The following is a 17,223-nucleotide window of genomic DNA, read 5'->3' on the forward strand; positions in this document are numbered from 1 at the left end:
TATTATCTTACTAAAGCAGCTCGCTTTTGTCAACTGCTTTTGCTCGATTTTTTGTGCTGCCTCTTAGGCCTCTTGCCTTGCGGCTCATTGCCCGACGACAGTTATTAATACTAGCAATTATTTTTGCCTTTTGCAAGTCTTTTTTACAAAAAATTTAAGTTCACTCAGATTTTTTTATAGATTGCTCAATATGAACCAATAATAAATGGATACTTTGGTATACGTCCCTTATATCAAGTTGACACTCATCTACAACCCAATTGTAAACAATAGCATAAATTCCGTTTGCTACTAATTCAACTTTACGAACCGAAAATGATCCTCTAGGTCGCATATACTTCTCTATGGCTATAGCATATTCTTTTCGTAAAACACGATAAAATTCTTGTGGGTTTTGCGCAATTCTATTGAGGTTAATATAGAAAGTCTTATTTTCTTTTATTTTCGACAGCATCCTGTAAAACATGCGATCCATCGTTTCACCGTCAATACTTCGTAATGCCCGTCTAGTTTGTAAAGCTAAAACTGAAGTAAACAAATCACAAATATTACGGTATTTTCTATAAAAAACTCCACGGTTAATATTCAATTTCTTACAAAATTTAGTGACTGTGTACTTATAGACATTATATTTTGATAGCTCTAACACGAGAACTTGTTCATTCTTTGTTAAACTCATATTAAATGCTCCTACTTATAATGCTATAAGTATATCAATAATAGTAACGACAAGCAATATTATCTTGGAAAAAAATGATTTTATTTTTAAAATGCTAAAAAGAACTTAAAACGACAAGATTCTTTAATTTGTATGCAAAATAAAAAGCCAACATCTAAGTGAAATCGTGTGTTGGCTTTCTAGGAATAATTTAAATATAATTTTTATTTTAAGTTAGTCTTGACTATCACGCCTATTTTTTCTTTGTCGTTTAGCTTTTCGAATTTTACTGCGTTGTTCAATTCTATTTTTTTGCGCTCTATCTTGCTTAATAGCTCTTTTAATCTTTTTCTTATAGCCAGGTTTACGTTTTTTCTGCGCTTTTTTTACCATCCCTCTTACCTTATTATCAAGGCCTTGAGAAGTTGATTGTCTTAATTTGCGGTTATGATAATGCGTTCGCGGTACCAGAGAACTATCTTTAATTTCGACAAAATCAAAATGAATTCCCATTTTTTCCAGCTTAAGAATTTGATTCATTTCTTCTTCACGAATTAACGTGATGGCATGACCGCTCATCCCATTTCGGCCGGTTCTACCAATACGATGAATCACAAATTCTAATTCACGGGGAATTTCATAATTAATAACTAAGCTGACACCTTCAATATCAATGCCGCGTGCAGCTAAATCAGTTGCCACTACATACTGGTATTGTCCGGCTTCTACTTCACGCATTGTTCTTTTACGTTCGCGCTCAGTAATTCCACCATGAATTTTGGCCACTTTTAAGCCTTGATTAATGAGAAAATCTGCTAGTTCATCAACAGTTTGCTTTGTGTTAGCAAAAATTAGTGCTAAATACGGCTGGCCAATTGTTAATAATTGATAGAGTATTTTTTTGCGATTTTTTGAGCCAATATCAAGCAAATCGTTTTTCACTGTTGGAGAGATAACGGTAGGATTATCTATGATAATAGTTTCAGGCTTTGCCATGTATTTACGTAAAAAGTTAGCCAACTTAACCGGAATTGTGGCTGAAAAAGCAGTCAAAACACAGTTTTGGGGCAATCTTTGTGCAATAAAATCGATTTCACTTAAAAATCCCATGTCCAGAGTCATATCAGCCTCATCAATGACAAAGTTTTTGACATAATCTAGTGGCAAAATCTTTTTTTCAACAAAATCATGTAGTCTACCGGGAGTAGCAATGATAATTTGCGGTTTATGTCTGCTAATACTTTCAATTTGCCGCTCACGATCGGTACCACCTGCTAATAACGCAATAGACAGGTTTAGATTGGAAGCATCCCTTAACTGACGGGCTACTTGATACAATTGCTGGGCAAGTTCACGACTAGGCGTAGTCAAGATTGCCTGAGGAAATTGAAGATTCTCGTCAATTTCATTCATAACAGGAATCAAAAAGGCGTGAGTTTTACCTGAACCGGTAACTGCTTGCACTACAGCATTTTTGCGTGCCATTAAAACAGGGATCACTTTTTCCTGCACTTCAGTGGGTTTAACAAAGTTAATCTTTTTTAATCCCTGTCTAATTGCTGGATTTATCTGTTCATTTTCAAAAATATTATTCATGTTCCTCTTGATATTCCTTGGTTACCTGAACTAGTTCTGCGAAAATTTGTTTCACTTCCGCCATGTCTTTTGCGTTAGCTCCACTTGCTAAAGCGTGACCGCCTCCATCATGTTTTGCTGCTAATTCGTTAATTACTGGTCCCTTTGAACGATAATGGACTCTGAATGTACCATCTGGTTTTTCAACAAAAACATTCCAGGCAATGATATCCTTAATTCGACCGGGAGTAGAAACAGTACATGAAGCTTGTTCTGAATCTACACCCAATTTATGCAAAGTATCTTGAGTTAAAATTGCATAGGCTGCACCACTAGCATCGACTTTCATATACTCCAAAACTTCGGCCTGTAATTTTGCCTGTTCGAAGGTAACATCACTGATATTACGCGCAATTTCATTAATATTAATTCCGGTCGCTGCCAATTTAGCCGCAATTTTAAAAGTATGATCTGTTGTTTCAGGATACATAAATCTACCGGTATCACCCACTATTCCAGCATAAAGTGGATAGGCAACTTCTGCAGTAAGTGGCATTTTTTCAGTAATAATAAAGTCTGCTACAATTTGTGAAGCAGCAGGAGCCTGATCATCAACAAAACTCATATCAGCATATGGTTCAACATCGGGATGATGATCAATTTTTATTAAGAAATCACCTTTGCTATATAGTTTATTAGAAATACGGGCTGCATTTCCGGTATCTGTTGTGATTACAAGAGCTCCTTCATAATCCTGTTCAGTCACTTGATCCATATGATTGATCCATGCTAGATCGCCTTCATCATTTTCACCCGCACATAAAATACGCTTATTGGGAAACTGCAGCTTTAAAGAACGTGCAAGTCCAGCCTGTGAACCTAAAGCGTCTGGGTCTGGACTAGTGTGTCTATGTAAAATAATGGTGTCATATTGTGTGATTTTTTGATATATTTCGGTAAAAGTATTCATATCTTAACTCCCTTATTACTTAATTATAGAATTTAGCTTAATAATAACTTTCTTATTGAATAAACAAATCCAAATCCATATTTTCATAGTCTGCTTCGGTAAAATCCGTAGCTGTCACACCTAAAAGCCTAATACCATCATTTAAAAATGAACTGGAAATAGGATCAAAAAGATCTTTAGCAACATCATATAATTCTAACGGATTATTTGTAGCATGATCAAGTTTACGTCTTTTAGTAACAGTCTTAAAATCACTGTTGCGAATTTTTAAGACAACCGTATTAGCATAAAAATTACGTTCAATTAGCTTATCGGCCAGATCATTAACGTAATTACGCAAATTTGTCAGTGCGGTTTGCTCACTGTAAACGCTGGGTTCATAGGATCGTTCAATACTAATAGATTTGCGATTACGCTCATCGTCGGGAATTACCCGGGATAAATCAATACCATTTGCGTGCTCTGCCATTAAATAACCCATACGGTTGAAATGTTTTATTAAATCACGAACATGCATTTTTTGCAAGCCACGTCCTGTAAATACACCCATTTCTGCTAATTTTGCTTGAGTTTTTGGACCGATACCATGAAACTGAGCAATTTTTTGTGTTGCTAAAAATTCTTTGGCTTCATCTGGCAAAATAACAGTGCGCCCGAATGGCTTCGAATACTCAGAACCCATTTTTGCTAAAAATTTGTTATATGTGACGCCAAAAGAACAGTTAAGACCAACTTCTTTTTTTATTTTCTTCTGAAGATTAATTGCAATCTGCAACGCAGAGGTTATCCCTAATTTGTTTTCAGTTACATCCAAATACGCTTCATCAAGCGCGATAGATTGGACGTTATCAGTAATTTCATGCATCAACTGATGTATTTCTGCAGAAACACTATGATATTTGGTAAAATTTGGGCTCAAAAATACCAATTTATTTTTCGGTATCAGTCTTAATGCCTTAATCGATGGCATAGCAGAGTGCACACCGTATTGACGAGCAATATAATTAGCTGTTGCAACCACACCATGACCGTGATAATTTCTAGGATCTTGACCAATTACCAGTGCTTTATTTTTTAATTCAGGATTATCGCGTGTTTCTACAGATGCATAAAAAGCATCCATATCAAGATGAATAATTTTTCTATGTGTATCATTTTTAGGCAAAAGGCCATCGTCAAAATTACTCATAAATCCAACGCTCTGTCGGTGACTCAAAAATTTTAGCAGCTGATTTAGGACCCATTCTGTATGGCAAATATTGTTCAGGTTCTTGACCCTGTTCGTTTTCTTTTTGCCAAGCTTCTTCAACATGGTCAATAAATTTCCAATAGTTTTTTAGTTCACTCCAGTGAGTAAAATTAGTTGAATCATTTACAAAAACATCATGCAGCAAACGTTCATAACCATCTGGCACCTGTTTTTGCTCATCACTTGAAAGTCCGTAACTCAAATTCTCTCGTCTAATGCCAGATTCATTGATTTTTTTACCGTTAATAGTAATAAAAATCTGCATCTGCGGATCTATAATGATTGAAATATTATTTGAGTGAGCCATGCCATACTGATTCGACATATGCTTTAAAACAATGTCAATCCTATTTTTCTTTTCTCTCATTTCTTTACCAGTTCTAAAATAAATTGGTAAATCTGCCAGTGGCCCCTTTTTAAACTTTACTTCACCTGCTACATAGGTTTCCGTATGAGAATCCTCAGCAACATTAGGCTCTTGACGATAGCCAAAGGTAACATCGCTTCCAAGATATTGCCCCCTCACAAAATGCCGCTCAATTTCATCTTCTGTGGGAATTACCATACTATCAAGAAGTTCTTGCTTTGCTTTGTGGATACTTTGCGAAGTTAGATCTTTAGGTTCCGGCATTGCGAGCAACGTAATTATCTGAAAAATATGGTTCTGTACCATATCGCGCAAAGCTCCTGCTGTTTCGTAATAGCCACCTCGAGCCTCAACTCCAAGTTGCTCAGCCAAAGTGACCTGAACGTTTTTAATATTATGATTATTCCAAATATTTTTAATCAATGGATTAGTAAGCCTCATTGGTAAAATGTTCTGAATCATTTCCTTGCCTAAATAATGATCAATCCGAAAGATATCATCTTCAGCAAAAGATGCAGTTATTTGCTTGTTCAACTCTTCTGCCGTGGCAAGATCACGACCAAAAGGCTTTTCAACAACAATGCGGTTAAAACCCGAACTAGTTAAATGTTGATCATTAATATGTTCAGCAATAGTACCAAAGAATTTAGGAGCCATCGCCATGTAGAAAATACGATTTCCCTGTGCACTATATCGATCGTCAAGATCTTGCGCCAAATTTTTCAAGGTTTCATAGTGTTCCACATTTGTCACATCATGAGACTGATAGTAAAAATGACTGGCAAACGCAGCTAAATCATTTTCATCCACTTCATTATGTGTTTCGTGCACAGCGTCACTCACTTGGTCGCGCAAATATTCATGTGACCAGGGACGACGAGCCGTGCCAATTACAGCAAAATTATCGTGAATTAAACCTTGTTCAAATAAATTAAACAGTGCTGGGTATAGCTTCCTATGTGCTAAATCTCCACTACCACCAAAGATAATCATAATTACCGGAATATTATTCATGAAAAAATCCTTTCTGTTATCTTTTTACACTAGCTTTATTTTATACTATTTTGCCGGTAAACTCGCGCTTTGAGCAATATTTGCTATTTTTTGTTTATTAATTTTGGTAACAAAAAAGTGCCTTAAAGGCACTTTTTAACCACTTTATTTTGACTTGTCCGGTGTTTCAGCAGATGAACTAGCTGGTTTTTCTTCAGCTGGTTTTTCAGCAGGCTGATCCGGCTTTTGATCAGTAGTCGGTTCACTTTGCTCTGCTTCTTCAGTTTTGTCAGCACTTTCAGAAGTAGCAGCTGGTTCAGCATTGGTTGCATTGCCTGGCAGAATTTGCTGTACCGCCATTCTACTAAAAGTTAAATAAATCCCATCTGCATCAAGCACCACAGTTTTGTCTTTAGTATTAACAGAATCAATTTTACCGTGAAGACCGTCGATCATGATGACGCTGTCACCTTTCTTCAATTGATTCATCATTTCCATTTTCTTTTGCTGTTGCTTTTTTTGGGGTTTGATCATAGTAAAATACATCAAAGCGATCAAAACAACAAAGATAATGATCGTCCACAAACTTCCGCTTCCATTATTAGCATTAGCTAAAAATAAATTATTCAATGTTACACTCCTCAAATTAAAATTACTCATTGTCTAAATATTAATTATACAAAAAATAACGAACAATTGCATTATTTGTTTGGCAAGGGCAGGCCTAAATGAACGTAAGCTTTCTCAGTGACCATTCTTCCTCTTGGAGTCATTAATAAAAAGCCATTTTGCATTAAATATGGTTCGTACAGTGACTGGATAGTTTCAACGTCTTCTCCTGAATTTGCCGCTAAAGTCCTGATTCCTACCGGACCACCACGATAATTTTCAATAATCACACGCAAAATTTTGCGATCAGTCTGATTAAGCCCTTCATCGTCAACTTGCAATTGTTGCAATGAGCTTTTGGTAGTCGCAAAAGAAATAACTTCTTCTCCTTTGACCTGAGCAAAATCACGCACTCTTCGTAATAACCTGTTAGCCACACGGGGCGTGCCCCTAGATCTGCGTGCTAATTCGTGTGCTGCTTGAGGTTCAATATCAATATTAAAAACTTTGCTTGAACGACAAATAATTTTTTCCAGTTCATCAACAGTATAGTACTGCAAGTGTTCCACGATACCAAATCGTCCGCGTAAAGGAGCAGAAAGTTGACCGGCTAAAGTAGTTGCGCCAACTAAAGTGAAAGGTGGCAAGGGGACATGAACCGCGTGAGTAGTCTGCCCTTCACCAATCACGATATCAACATAATAGTCTTCCATTGCGGAATAAAGTACTTCTTCAATTGGCTTGGCCAAACGGTGAATTTCATCAATAAATAAAATATCACCAGGATTAAGATCAGTTAGCAAGGCAACTAAATCACCAGCCTTTTCAATTGCAGGTCCACTGGTACTTTTTAGGTGGACACCAAGCTCATTAGCTATTACAAATGCTAACGTTGTTTTTCCCAATCCAGGCGGACCATATAATAGAACGTGATCCAGTGCTTCGTCTCTTTTTTTGGCAGCCTTTATATAAACTGCCATCTCTTTTTTTACCCGTTTTTGTCCCAAATATTCATCTAGTGTTTGGGGACGCAGTGAAAATTCGGCTTGTTCTTCTTCTGAGCCCTGAACTTCACCAGAAACTATCTCATTTTTATTTTCTGCCAACTGTCTCACTTCCTTTTTAAATCGTTATTTTCATTATAGCAAGATTTACTTCTTTAAGAGAAGAGACAATCCCTTTTTGATGTACTGATCTGCCGTTGTCTTTTCCTCTTCTATTAAAGCCGGTGTAATTCTGTCTACTTCTTTTTTAGTATAACCTAGTGCCAGTAAAGCTAACAAAGCATCATTTAATTCTGGTGTTACTTCCGCTAAAGCTTCTTTATTTGCCTTCTTGACATAGTCTCCTAATTTACCTTTTAAATCAAGGACAATTTGTGAAGCTGTTTTTTTGCCTACACCTGGAAAACGAGTTAAGTATTTCACCTCACCCTGTTCAATTGCTTCTGCTAGAGAATTACTGTCTTCAGCAGCCATAATTGCTAAGGCAGACTTTGGTCCGATACCACTAACACTTAAAAGTTTTAAAAACAGTCCTTTATCATCTTCTGTTTGAAACCCATATAAGGTTACTCCAGTATCTCGCACGATTTGTTCAATAAAAATTCGCACTTTTTGTCCCTCTTGGTATGCGTATGGTGAGGGACTAAAAACCTTATAGCCAACCCCATTTACGTCAACTACTATAAAATCTGGCTTAACTATTGTAATATTACCTTTTAAATATTCATACATTTTTATTAGTCTTTCTTAAACATTTTGCGTAAATCATTTTTTCTTAGGCGCACAATTACCAAATTGCCCTTTGCATCATGATATGGATCAGAAACTTGCCTTAAATTTGTCAAAATTTCGCCACAATCTGCAGATGTCAATTTTTTGCGCCCTGCAACTTCCCTTTGAGCTTGGTCTGCTGCTATTCTTTTAATTAAATTTTGAGAATCACTGTCATCTATGTTTAAAAACGTGTCTAAAATTGTACGCACAGAATGTTCGACTTCTTTGCCTAACCAAGTGGGATAAGACCTCAAGATAAAGGTATCTTGCCCAAAGTCTTCTAAAAAAATGCCAATTTTTTGAATGTCTGCCAACTTATCTTTTATTTGTAGAAAATCTAAATTGCCAAATTCTAAAATTAAAGGACTCAATAAACCTTGCTGGCTGATTTTAGAACTAGACAATTCGAGCATAATCTTTTTAAAAGAAAGCAGTCTTCTGGCAGCAACCTGATCAATTAAATATAAGTCATCATTACTTGCAGCAATAATATATATTTTAGTTTGACCTACAAAACTTAATTCGGGTAAACTACTTGCCAGTAATTCATCCCCGGTAGAAATCACTCCGCTACTAGACTGCTTACTGGTGAAAGGCGTCAACTGACATTGTTTTTTAACGTTCTCCGTCCAAGTTGCGGTAATCAGATAACGATCATCATCTCGCGGGGTATCTAAATCTACATACTGTGTATGTTGAATATGCTGGATTTTTTCAGGTACCGTTTCATTAATTTGGTCAGTTTGAGTTTCAGGTCTGTTAGTTTCAACCACGTTTTTATTTAAATTAAATTTTAACTGATCAACTAAAGTATCTTCTGTAGCGTTATTTAAATTGCTGATAGCATCAGATTTTGTTTCATTCTTCAAGAGCACAGTGCTGATTGCATTTGTTATTAAACGACTTAATTCAGTTTCTTTGGATAAACGTACCTCCCTTTTTGTGGGGTGCACGTTAACATCTACCAAAAGTGGATCAGTTTTTATCTTAACCACAGCTATCGGATAATGTTTAGCAGCAAGGTTATTACCATAACCAGCCATCACTGCACTAGCTAATTTAAAATTTCTAATGTACCGACCATTAAGTAAAATGGAAATAAAATTACGCGTAGATCTGGTAAGTTCAGGGTTAGAAATTAAGCCACTTATCTCAAAATCATTATCACTGCTTTTAAAAGACAACATTTTTTCCGCAATATTTCTGCCATAAACGCTAGAAACCGTTTGCCGTAAATTATTGTTGCCAGCAGTTCTTAATAATATTCGACCTTCGTTCATCAATGTAAATGCAATTTCAGGATAACCTAACGCAATCCGATTAACAATATCCACGATTTTCATAATTTCAGTTCTCGGACTACGTAAATATTTTAATCGCGCCGGTGTGTTATAAAATAAGTCTTTAACAGTAATCTGTGTACCCTTTCTGGCAGCAGCATTTTCCTGTGTTTTCTTAACTCCGCCCGCAAACTCGGCGCGCGTACCTATTTCATTAGCAGAATTAGTTAAAATTTCGACGTGACTGACTGCAGCAATTGAGGCTAAGGCTTCGCCTCTAAAACCTAATGTATTGACATTAAATAAGTCATGCTCATTTGCAATCTTACTGGTCGCATACCTGGTAAAAGCAAGATCAATCTGATCACTATCAATTCCGGAGCCGTTATCCTGAACTACAATTTGCTTTAAACCGGCATCAGTGAATTCAATTCTAATTCTGCTGCTACCTGCGTCAATTGCATTTTCAACCAGCTCCTTTACCACGCTGGCAGGTCTTTCAATTACTTCTCCAGCTGCTATCTGATTAGAGAGGTTGACCGAAAGCTCATGTATTTTAGCCATGACTAGTTCTCATCCTTTAAATCTTCCTGCCAGTTTTCAACTAGCTGCATTACTTGCAAAGGCGTTTGATCAGCTAAATAAAGATTAGAAATTTCATCTAAGATATCTTTTTCTTTATCAGTTAATTCATCCTTGGAATCTAATGGTGTTTCAACAGGAACAGCTTCTTCTGTTTCACTAACTGAACTAAACAAATCCAGCTGCGTGGAAGCTGGGCCCAAATTACTTCCTTGAGCTTCAAGCCTATTAAGCAACTTGGTAGCTTTTCGTAAAACTTTTCTCGGTAATCCGGCAAGTTGAGCAACGTGAATGCCATAACTTTGATCAGCAGGTCCAGGTAAAATTTTATGAAGAAAGATCAATTTACCGTTTTCTTCGGTTGCTCCAACGTGAATATTCTTTAAATGAGGCAGTGTCTGTTCCATCGCCGTTAGCTCATGGAAGTGAGTCGCAAACAACACTTTAGCCCCAACCTCATCATGTAGATACTGGACAATAGCACCAGCGAGTGCCATACCATCATAGGTTGCCGTTCCCCGGCCAATTTCATCAAATAACACCAGGCTCCTCTTAGTCGCATGCTGTAATGCATCGTTAGCTTCGGTCATTTCGACCATAAAGGTACTTTGTCCGGAAATTAAATCGTCTGCTGCACCAATTCTGGTAAAAATTTGGTCAAAAATAGGCAAATCAGCACTATCTGCTGGCACAAACGAACCAATTTGAGCCATCACGGCAATAAGTGCCATCTGCCTCATATAAGTGCTTTTTCCGGACATATTAGGACCAGTTATCAGAAAAATGTCTGTATTTTCTGTTAATTTTACATCGTTAGGAATAAAAGAGCCTGCCTTCATCACCTGTTCAACTACAGGGTGACGGCCCATGATAACTTTAACATCCTGATTATCAGTATGAAATTGTGGTCTGCAGTAATTATTATCCTCGGCAACTTGAGCAAAAGAGCAGAAAACATCGAGCTCTGCCACTTGTCCAGCCAACTTTTGCAAGGCAGGAATATATTTCTTAACTTCTTCTCTTAATTTCACAAACAAATCATATTCCAAATCCGTTGATTTGGTCTGTGCTTCTAAAATCAGATTTTCATGCTCTTTAAGTTCAGGTGTAATATATCGTTCAGCATTGGTCAAAGTTTGCTTACGGGTATAACGATCTGAAGGTACTTTGCCCTTATTCGAGTTTGTAACCTGAATATAATAGCCAAAGACCTTGTTGTAACCTACTTTTAAATTTTCAATTCCTGTTTTGGCCCGTTCATCCTGTTCCATTTCGGTCAGCCATTTTTTACCATTATTCATGGCATCCCGGTAGCGATCTAATTGACTATCAACGCCATCTTTGATTAGCCCTCCCTCAGTTGTCAGAACTGGAGGCTGATCAACAATGGTATCTGTAATTAATTTGGCAATTCCTTTTAACGGATCAATTTGTCTGGCAAAATTTTGCAGATTTTTATTATCAGTTTTTTGGATTGCTGTCAAAATCGTTGGTACGGCATTGAGAGAATGAGCCAATTGCAATAACTCGCGGGCATTGACATTGCCAAAAGCAATTCGCCCAGTTAAACGTTCTAGGTCATAAACCCCTTTAAGAGCATCATTAATATTTTCCCGCGTAAAATATTCATCAATTAATGCCTGCACCATTTCCTGCCTTTTATTTAGCTGCTCAACAGATAAGAGTGGCCGAGCCAGCCATTGTTTTAACAATCGTCCACCCATTGCAGTATGCGTTTTATCAAGTACCCAAAAAAGTGAACCCATTTTTTTGCCGGTTTTCGCAGATGCTGTTAACTCTAAATTATCCCGTACAGTATGAGACATTTGCAAATATTGATTGACTTCATAACTTTTTGCTACCTGTAAATGGGCTAAACTGCGGCGCTGGGTCTGCAATAAATAACCTACAAGTTGTTTTACAGCAGCTTTTTCAGCAGAATTAGTCAAATCCTGCTCAGCAAAAGAAATCTCTGCATGTTTGCCAGTTAATTCTACGGGCTCTGACACTGTAATATTAGCTTTATGAAGAAAATCACTATCCTTATCACTTAAGTGACCATTAAAAACGACTTCGCGTGTACGCAGCGAAAGTAATTCATTAGACACAGCAGCAAAACTCTTTAAATGTGTGGCATAAATTTCGCCGGTAGATAAGTCACTGTATGCAAGTCCAAAGGAGCTTTTGGTAGTTACAACAGATGTAAGATAATTCGATTCTTTAGCTTCACTGGGCTTGTCATTCATTAAAGTTCCCGGGGTCACAAGTTGAATTATGCCCCGTTTAACCATTCCTTTAGCTTTTTTAGGATCTTCAAGTTGTTCACACAAGGCTACTTTGTAGCCTTTTTCAACCAAAGTATCTACATAGGATTGGACTGCTACATGCGGAACTCCTGCCATTGGAACAGGGTTTTCAGCTTTATTAGATCTGTGAGTCAAAGTTAATTCTAAAATTTGAGCACCTTTGACTGCATCATCTTCAAATAATTCATAAAAATCGCCCACCCGATAAAAAAGGAAAGCATCGGGATATTGCTTTTTAATTTCGTGATATTGCTCCATCATCGGAGTCAGGTTTGTTTGCGCCATTATTCCCCTTCTTTTCTGCATTACTGTTATTATTATACGCTAAAGTTCTTATTAAAAGAAAAAAGACCGCAAGTAAAACGATCTCTTTTCACAATATGTTTTTTTGCCGCAGTGATTGCTTTCTTTTTAAAAAATTTAAGCAATGTGACCTTCAATACTCTGTAAATCCTTTTTGCCATCCATTTTCACAATAGCGGTAATTGCAGCAGTAATGCCTCTAACATCATCTGTTAAATTAAGACATGGAGTTTCAGGTTTATCAACAACTTGCTCAGGTAAATATGGAATATGCATAAATCCAGCTTTTAAATCATGAAATTCCTTATCAATCATATACTGCACTTGATACATAATATGATTGCAGACAAAAGTTCCTGCAGTTGTTGAAACAGAGCTTGGCAATCCAATTTCACGAATTGCTCGTGCCATGGCCTTAACAGGAAGTTGTGTAAAATATGCGTTTTGACCATCTCCATGAATAGGACTAGCAATAGGTTGATAGCCTTTGTTATCAGCAATACGGCCATCATCAAAATTAATAGCTACTCGTTCTGGAGTCAAAGCATAACGACCACCAGCTTGACCGATATTTAAAACATAATCTGGTTTTTCCTTAAGAATAGCTTCATGAACTACTTCTGCACAGTCGCCAAAAACTGTTGGTATTTCGAGTTTAACGATCTTTGCACCAGCAATCTCATCATCCAGCCGTTTAACTGCTTCAATTGCAGGATTAATTTCATCTTCACCAAAGGGATCAAAACCTGTTACAAGAATTTTCATTATCTTCTCTCCTCACTATCTAAAATGCTAAAAAGTACATTAGAATAATTTGAATGAGCAACATGCTAATTGCAATCGGAAATTGTTGCTTGATCACACCTAATTGATCTTTCATTTCCATTAATGCAACTGGCAAAGTATTGAAATTGGCTGCCATTGAAGTAAGCAATGTGCCACAATACCCAGATGTCATTCCTAATGCCGCAACTACAATCGGTGAACCACCTTGAGCCACAACGAATGGTATACCAATCCCTGCTGTAATAACAGCAAAAGCAGCAAATGCATTACCCATAATTGCTGTAAATAATGCCATAGCAATACAGTAAAGTGCAACTCCTAATAAGTGGTTTCCAATAGGAAAAAGACCAGAAATCGCCTTGGCAGTCACTTGTCCCACACCTGAAGCTGTAAATACCACACCCAAAGTAGCGAGTAATTGTGGCAAAATTCCGGCAGAGCCGACAGAACGCACCATTCTTTGTGTATCTTCGTAGACTATTTTGGTATTTGATTTAGTCAAAATTTGTGCAACAACAAGTGAAACAATAGCTGCTACACCGATACCTACTTGACCACCTAAATTAGTAAATTGGGCTATGACCAAAGCTAAAACTGCCAGCAGGATACTTGGTAAGAAAATCCAGTTGCCAATGCGTTTAACCGTTTTTTGGGCAACTTTTTCATTTAAATGCTTTATGTGTCCTACACGCACTTGTTTAAATAAAGATAATAAAGCAATGATCAGAATAATGCCACCATTAATTGCATTTGGCAACCATTGTCCAGTGCAGAAAAGTATTGCAAATAAGAGCCAAAATAATCCAGTACCCCAGCGGACTGGATTAGATTGATCACGCCAAGATTCAATAGCAGCAGCGAGGAAAAAAAGGCCAATTAAAATATAGAATGCCAGTAAAATGTTATTAATTATAGTTTCCATTATTTCTCCTATTTTTCTTTATTCTTCATTAGCTTTTGGTCAAATGCGTGATTGTAGAACAAGCATAAAATATAGCTGATAATTGCGACTGGGAAAGTATATAAAACTATTCCAGATGGATCTACAGGATGACCCAGCGATTTCATCGTACTTGCAATAAGTAAAACACTCGAGGAAGCAACAAACAGGTTTTGGGCAAAGAAATTACCAAAATTTTCTGTTGCAGCAGCTCTACCTTTGATTTGGTCTACTTCAAGAGGCGTCAATTCGCTATTAACCTTACCGGCCGCTTGCGCCATTGGATTAATCAATGGCGCAATAAACTGGACGTGTCCTTGTAATGAAATACCAAAGGCACCGGCAATTTCACGAATGGCTTGGTAAATATCGAAGATACGACCTGGAGTCAGTTTCTTCATTTTTTTAATCAAATTAACAGCAGCTTGTTTTAAACCATGTCTTTCTAAAATTCCAATAGTTGGTAAAGTGAGAAAGAAAAGAGAAACCATTCTGTTATCCATAAATCCTTTACCTAGAATTGTCAAAAATGAGGTAAAATCTATTCCTGAAACTAATGCCGTAACTAAAGCAGAAATTACGACTACAGCTATTGTATCAAGCCCCAAGGCAAACCCTAACACTATAACAACAATACCCAACAAACTTAAATATTCCACTAATGTTCCTTTCCAGTGAAAAATCTTAACCAAGATAAACTAAAAATGAATTGTAACAAAAAAATCCCACTAGCAAGCTCCACAGGATTGCTAGTAGGATTTATTAATTAACTAATAAAAACTAAATTACATCACACCTGGATTGCCAGCACCTGCAGCATTTGGATCAGCAGCAGGTTTATCTTCTGGTATCTCGGCAACAACTGCTTCAGTAGTTAGGAGCAAAGCGGCAATTGAAGCAGCATTTTGTAAAGCAGTACGGGTTACCTTGGTTGGGTCAATAATCCCGGCTTTAACCATGTTTTCCCATTTGCCATTAGCTGCGTTATAACCAACTTCGTTATCTTGACCTTCAAGTTTGTTCAAGATAACTGAGCCGTCTTCACCAGCATTGTCAGCGATTTGACGAACTGGTGCAGTTAAAGCTTCTAAGACAATGTTGATACCAGTTTGTTCATCAGCATTGTCGCCCTTAAGGCCTTTAACGGCATCCTTAACGTCTACTAATGCTGTACCACCACCAGCAACATAACCTTCGTCAACCGCTGCACGAGTGGAGTTCAAAGCGTCTTCAATGCGGTATCTGCGTTCTTTCAATTCAGTTTCAGTAGCAGCACCAACATGAATAACGGCAACACCACCAGTTAATTTAGCTAGACGCTCTTGTAATTTCTTCTTATCAAAGTCAGAAGTAGTCTCTGCAATTTGTTTTCTAATTGAATCTTCACGATCTTTAATAGCTTCATCAGAACCAGAACCATCAACAATGGTAGTTGAATCCTTAGTTACAGTTATGCGACGAGCTTGACCTAATTGATCAATCTTAGTGTCCTTTAACTCAAGACCTAAGTCCTCAGTAATAACTGTACCACCAGTTAAAGCAGCAATATCTTGCAGTTGTTCTTTACGACGGTCGCCAAAGCCAGGAGCTTTAACAGCAACAACGTTAAAGGTACCACGAATCTTGTTCAAAACTAAAGTTGGTAATGCTTCACCAGAAACATCATCAGCAATAATCAGCAATGATTTACCTTGTTGCACAATTTCTTGTAACAATGGCAAAATGTCCTGAATGTTAGAAATCTTCTTATCAGTGATTAAGATGTATGGGTTGTCAAGATCTGCTTCCATCTTGTCATTATCAGTTACCATGTATTGTGAAAGGTAGCCACGGTCAAATTGCATACCTTCAACTACTGATAATTCAGTTTCGATACCACGTGAGTCTTCAATAGTGATAACACCATCATTACCAACTTTTTCCATGGCGTCAGCGATTAGGTCACCAACTTCTTTTGATGCTGAAGATACAGAAGCTACTTGAGCAATTTGGTCTTTTGAAGAAACAGTATGACTAATTTTATGTAATTCGTTAACTACAGCTTTAGTAGCTTTTTCAATACCGCGGCGAACACCTACAGGGTTAGCACCAGCAGTAACATTCTTCATACCTTCACGAATAATTGCTTGAGTTAAAACAACAGCAGTAGTTGTACCGTCACCAGCTATGTCATTGGTTTTTTGTGCTGCTTCGGCAACTAACTTAGCACCCATATTCTCATAGTGGTCTTTTAATTCAATTGCCTTTGCAATTGTCACACCATCATTAGTAATGTCCGGGTTGCCGTATGATTGCTCCAAAACAACATTTCTGCCCTTAGGACCAATAGTTGCCTTAACAGTATCAGCTAATTTGTCAACGCCCTTTAACAGGGAACGTCTTGCTTTTTCTGAAAATTTAATTTCCTTTGCCATATTTTTCTGCGCTCCTTAATTACTTAACAATTGCTAAAATATCTTTTTCGTGAAGGACTAAATACTTTTCGTCATCATACTTGACATCTGTGCCTGAATACTTGTCGTATAAAACAACGTCACCTTTTTTAACAGTCATAGGAATTTTACTGCCGTTCTCAGCATAACTGCCCTCACCAACAGCAACAACTTCACCTTCTGTTGGCTTTTGTTTAGCATTAGAAGCCAGGACGATTCCGCCTACAGTTTTCTCTTCTTCTTCTTTAACTTTAACGATCACGCGATCACCAATTGGTTGTAACACGTTTGTCCCTCCTAAAATTAAATTATTAATCTATTTTACGTGTCATTAGCACTCCTATTCATCAAGTGCTAACTTACATTTATGATAATAACCCCTTTTCATAAAAAAT

At 37.2% G+C, this 17,223-nt stretch carries 15 protein-coding genes; all 15 read right to left on the reverse strand.

All coding sequences use genetic code 11. From position 1 onward, the window contains the following. Positions 1-160 precede the first annotated feature (160 nt). The 15 genes from DKL58_RS06455 to groES all read right to left on the reverse strand — a co-directional run bounded on the left by DKL58_RS06455 (position 161) and on the right by groES (position 17,114). A complete protein-coding gene (locus DKL58_RS06455; RefSeq protein ID WP_109586524.1) occupies positions 161-679 on the reverse strand; it encodes a TetR/AcrR family transcriptional regulator in 519 nt (172 codons plus the stop codon). A gap of 213 nt (positions 680-892) precedes the next feature. Further along, positions 893-2,254: a DEAD/DEAH box helicase gene (locus tag DKL58_RS06460; protein WP_109586525.1), complete on the reverse strand. Its 1,362-nt coding sequence runs from the start codon at positions 2,252-2,254 to the stop codon at positions 893-895. Further along, a complete protein-coding gene (locus tag DKL58_RS06465) occupies positions 2,247-3,203 on the reverse strand; it encodes a DHH family phosphoesterase (RefSeq protein ID WP_109586526.1) in 957 nt (318 codons plus the stop codon). The genes DKL58_RS06460 and DKL58_RS06465 overlap by 8 nt, the downstream gene beginning before the upstream one ends. 52 nt (positions 3,204-3,255) lie before the next feature. Beyond that, on the reverse strand, positions 3,256-4,392 hold the full coding sequence (gene dinB, locus DKL58_RS06470; protein ID WP_109586527.1) for a DNA polymerase IV: 1,137 nt from the start codon (positions 4,390-4,392) through the stop codon (positions 3,256-3,258). Next, a complete protein-coding gene (gene zwf, locus DKL58_RS06475; RefSeq protein WP_109586528.1) occupies positions 4,385-5,833 on the reverse strand; it encodes a glucose-6-phosphate dehydrogenase in 1,449 nt (482 codons plus the stop codon). The genes dinB and zwf overlap by 8 nt, the downstream gene beginning before the upstream one ends. 144 nt (positions 5,834-5,977) lie before the next feature. Further along, the gene (gene yajC, locus DKL58_RS06480) at positions 5,978-6,442 is read right to left on the reverse strand and encodes a preprotein translocase subunit YajC (protein WP_239386359.1); all 465 of its coding nucleotides are present in this window, start codon (positions 6,440-6,442) and stop codon (positions 5,978-5,980) included. 71 nt (positions 6,443-6,513) lie between these two features. Then, complete coding sequence (ruvB, locus tag DKL58_RS06485) at positions 6,514-7,527, reverse strand: Holliday junction branch migration DNA helicase RuvB (protein WP_045928369.1); 1,014 nt, start codon at positions 7,525-7,527, stop codon at positions 6,514-6,516. Between the two features lie 45 nt (positions 7,528-7,572). Continuing rightward, positions 7,573-8,157, reverse strand: a complete 585-nt coding sequence (ruvA, locus tag DKL58_RS06490; protein ID WP_109586530.1) for a Holliday junction branch migration protein RuvA — start codon at positions 8,155-8,157, stop codon at positions 7,573-7,575. Between the two features lie 5 nt (positions 8,158-8,162). Further along, the gene (mutL, locus tag DKL58_RS06495) at positions 8,163-10,043 is read right to left on the reverse strand and encodes a DNA mismatch repair endonuclease MutL (protein ID WP_109586531.1); all 1,881 of its coding nucleotides are present in this window, start codon (positions 10,041-10,043) and stop codon (positions 8,163-8,165) included. Positions 10,044-10,045: 2 nt separating this feature from the next. Continuing rightward, positions 10,046-12,628: a DNA mismatch repair protein MutS gene (gene mutS / locus DKL58_RS06500; protein ID WP_109587016.1), complete on the reverse strand. Its 2,583-nt coding sequence runs from the start codon at positions 12,626-12,628 to the stop codon at positions 10,046-10,048. 159 nt (positions 12,629-12,787) lie between these two features. Next, complete coding sequence (pcp, locus tag DKL58_RS06505; protein ID WP_109586532.1) at positions 12,788-13,435, reverse strand: pyroglutamyl-peptidase I; 648 nt, start codon at positions 13,433-13,435, stop codon at positions 12,788-12,790. Between the two features lie 19 nt (positions 13,436-13,454). Next, a complete protein-coding gene (locus DKL58_RS06510) occupies positions 13,455-14,378 on the reverse strand; it encodes a DUF979 domain-containing protein (RefSeq protein ID WP_109586533.1) in 924 nt (307 codons plus the stop codon). Between the two features lie 8 nt (positions 14,379-14,386). Continuing rightward, a complete protein-coding gene (locus tag DKL58_RS06515; protein ID WP_045928375.1) occupies positions 14,387-15,055 on the reverse strand; it encodes a DUF969 domain-containing protein in 669 nt (222 codons plus the stop codon). A gap of 126 nt (positions 15,056-15,181) precedes the next feature. Beyond that, positions 15,182-16,810, reverse strand: coding sequence for a chaperonin GroEL (groL, locus tag DKL58_RS06520; RefSeq protein ID WP_109586534.1), 1,629 nt, complete (start codon positions 16,808-16,810; stop codon positions 15,182-15,184). A gap of 19 nt (positions 16,811-16,829) precedes the next feature. Then, complete coding sequence (gene groES / locus DKL58_RS06525; RefSeq protein WP_034980276.1) at positions 16,830-17,114, reverse strand: co-chaperone GroES; 285 nt, start codon at positions 17,112-17,114, stop codon at positions 16,830-16,832. Positions 17,115-17,223 lie beyond the last annotated feature (109 nt).

Source organism: Lactobacillus kullabergensis (genome assembly GCF_003151025.1).
GTDB classification, from domain to species: domain Bacteria; phylum Bacillota; class Bacilli; order Lactobacillales; family Lactobacillaceae; genus Lactobacillus; species Lactobacillus kullabergensis.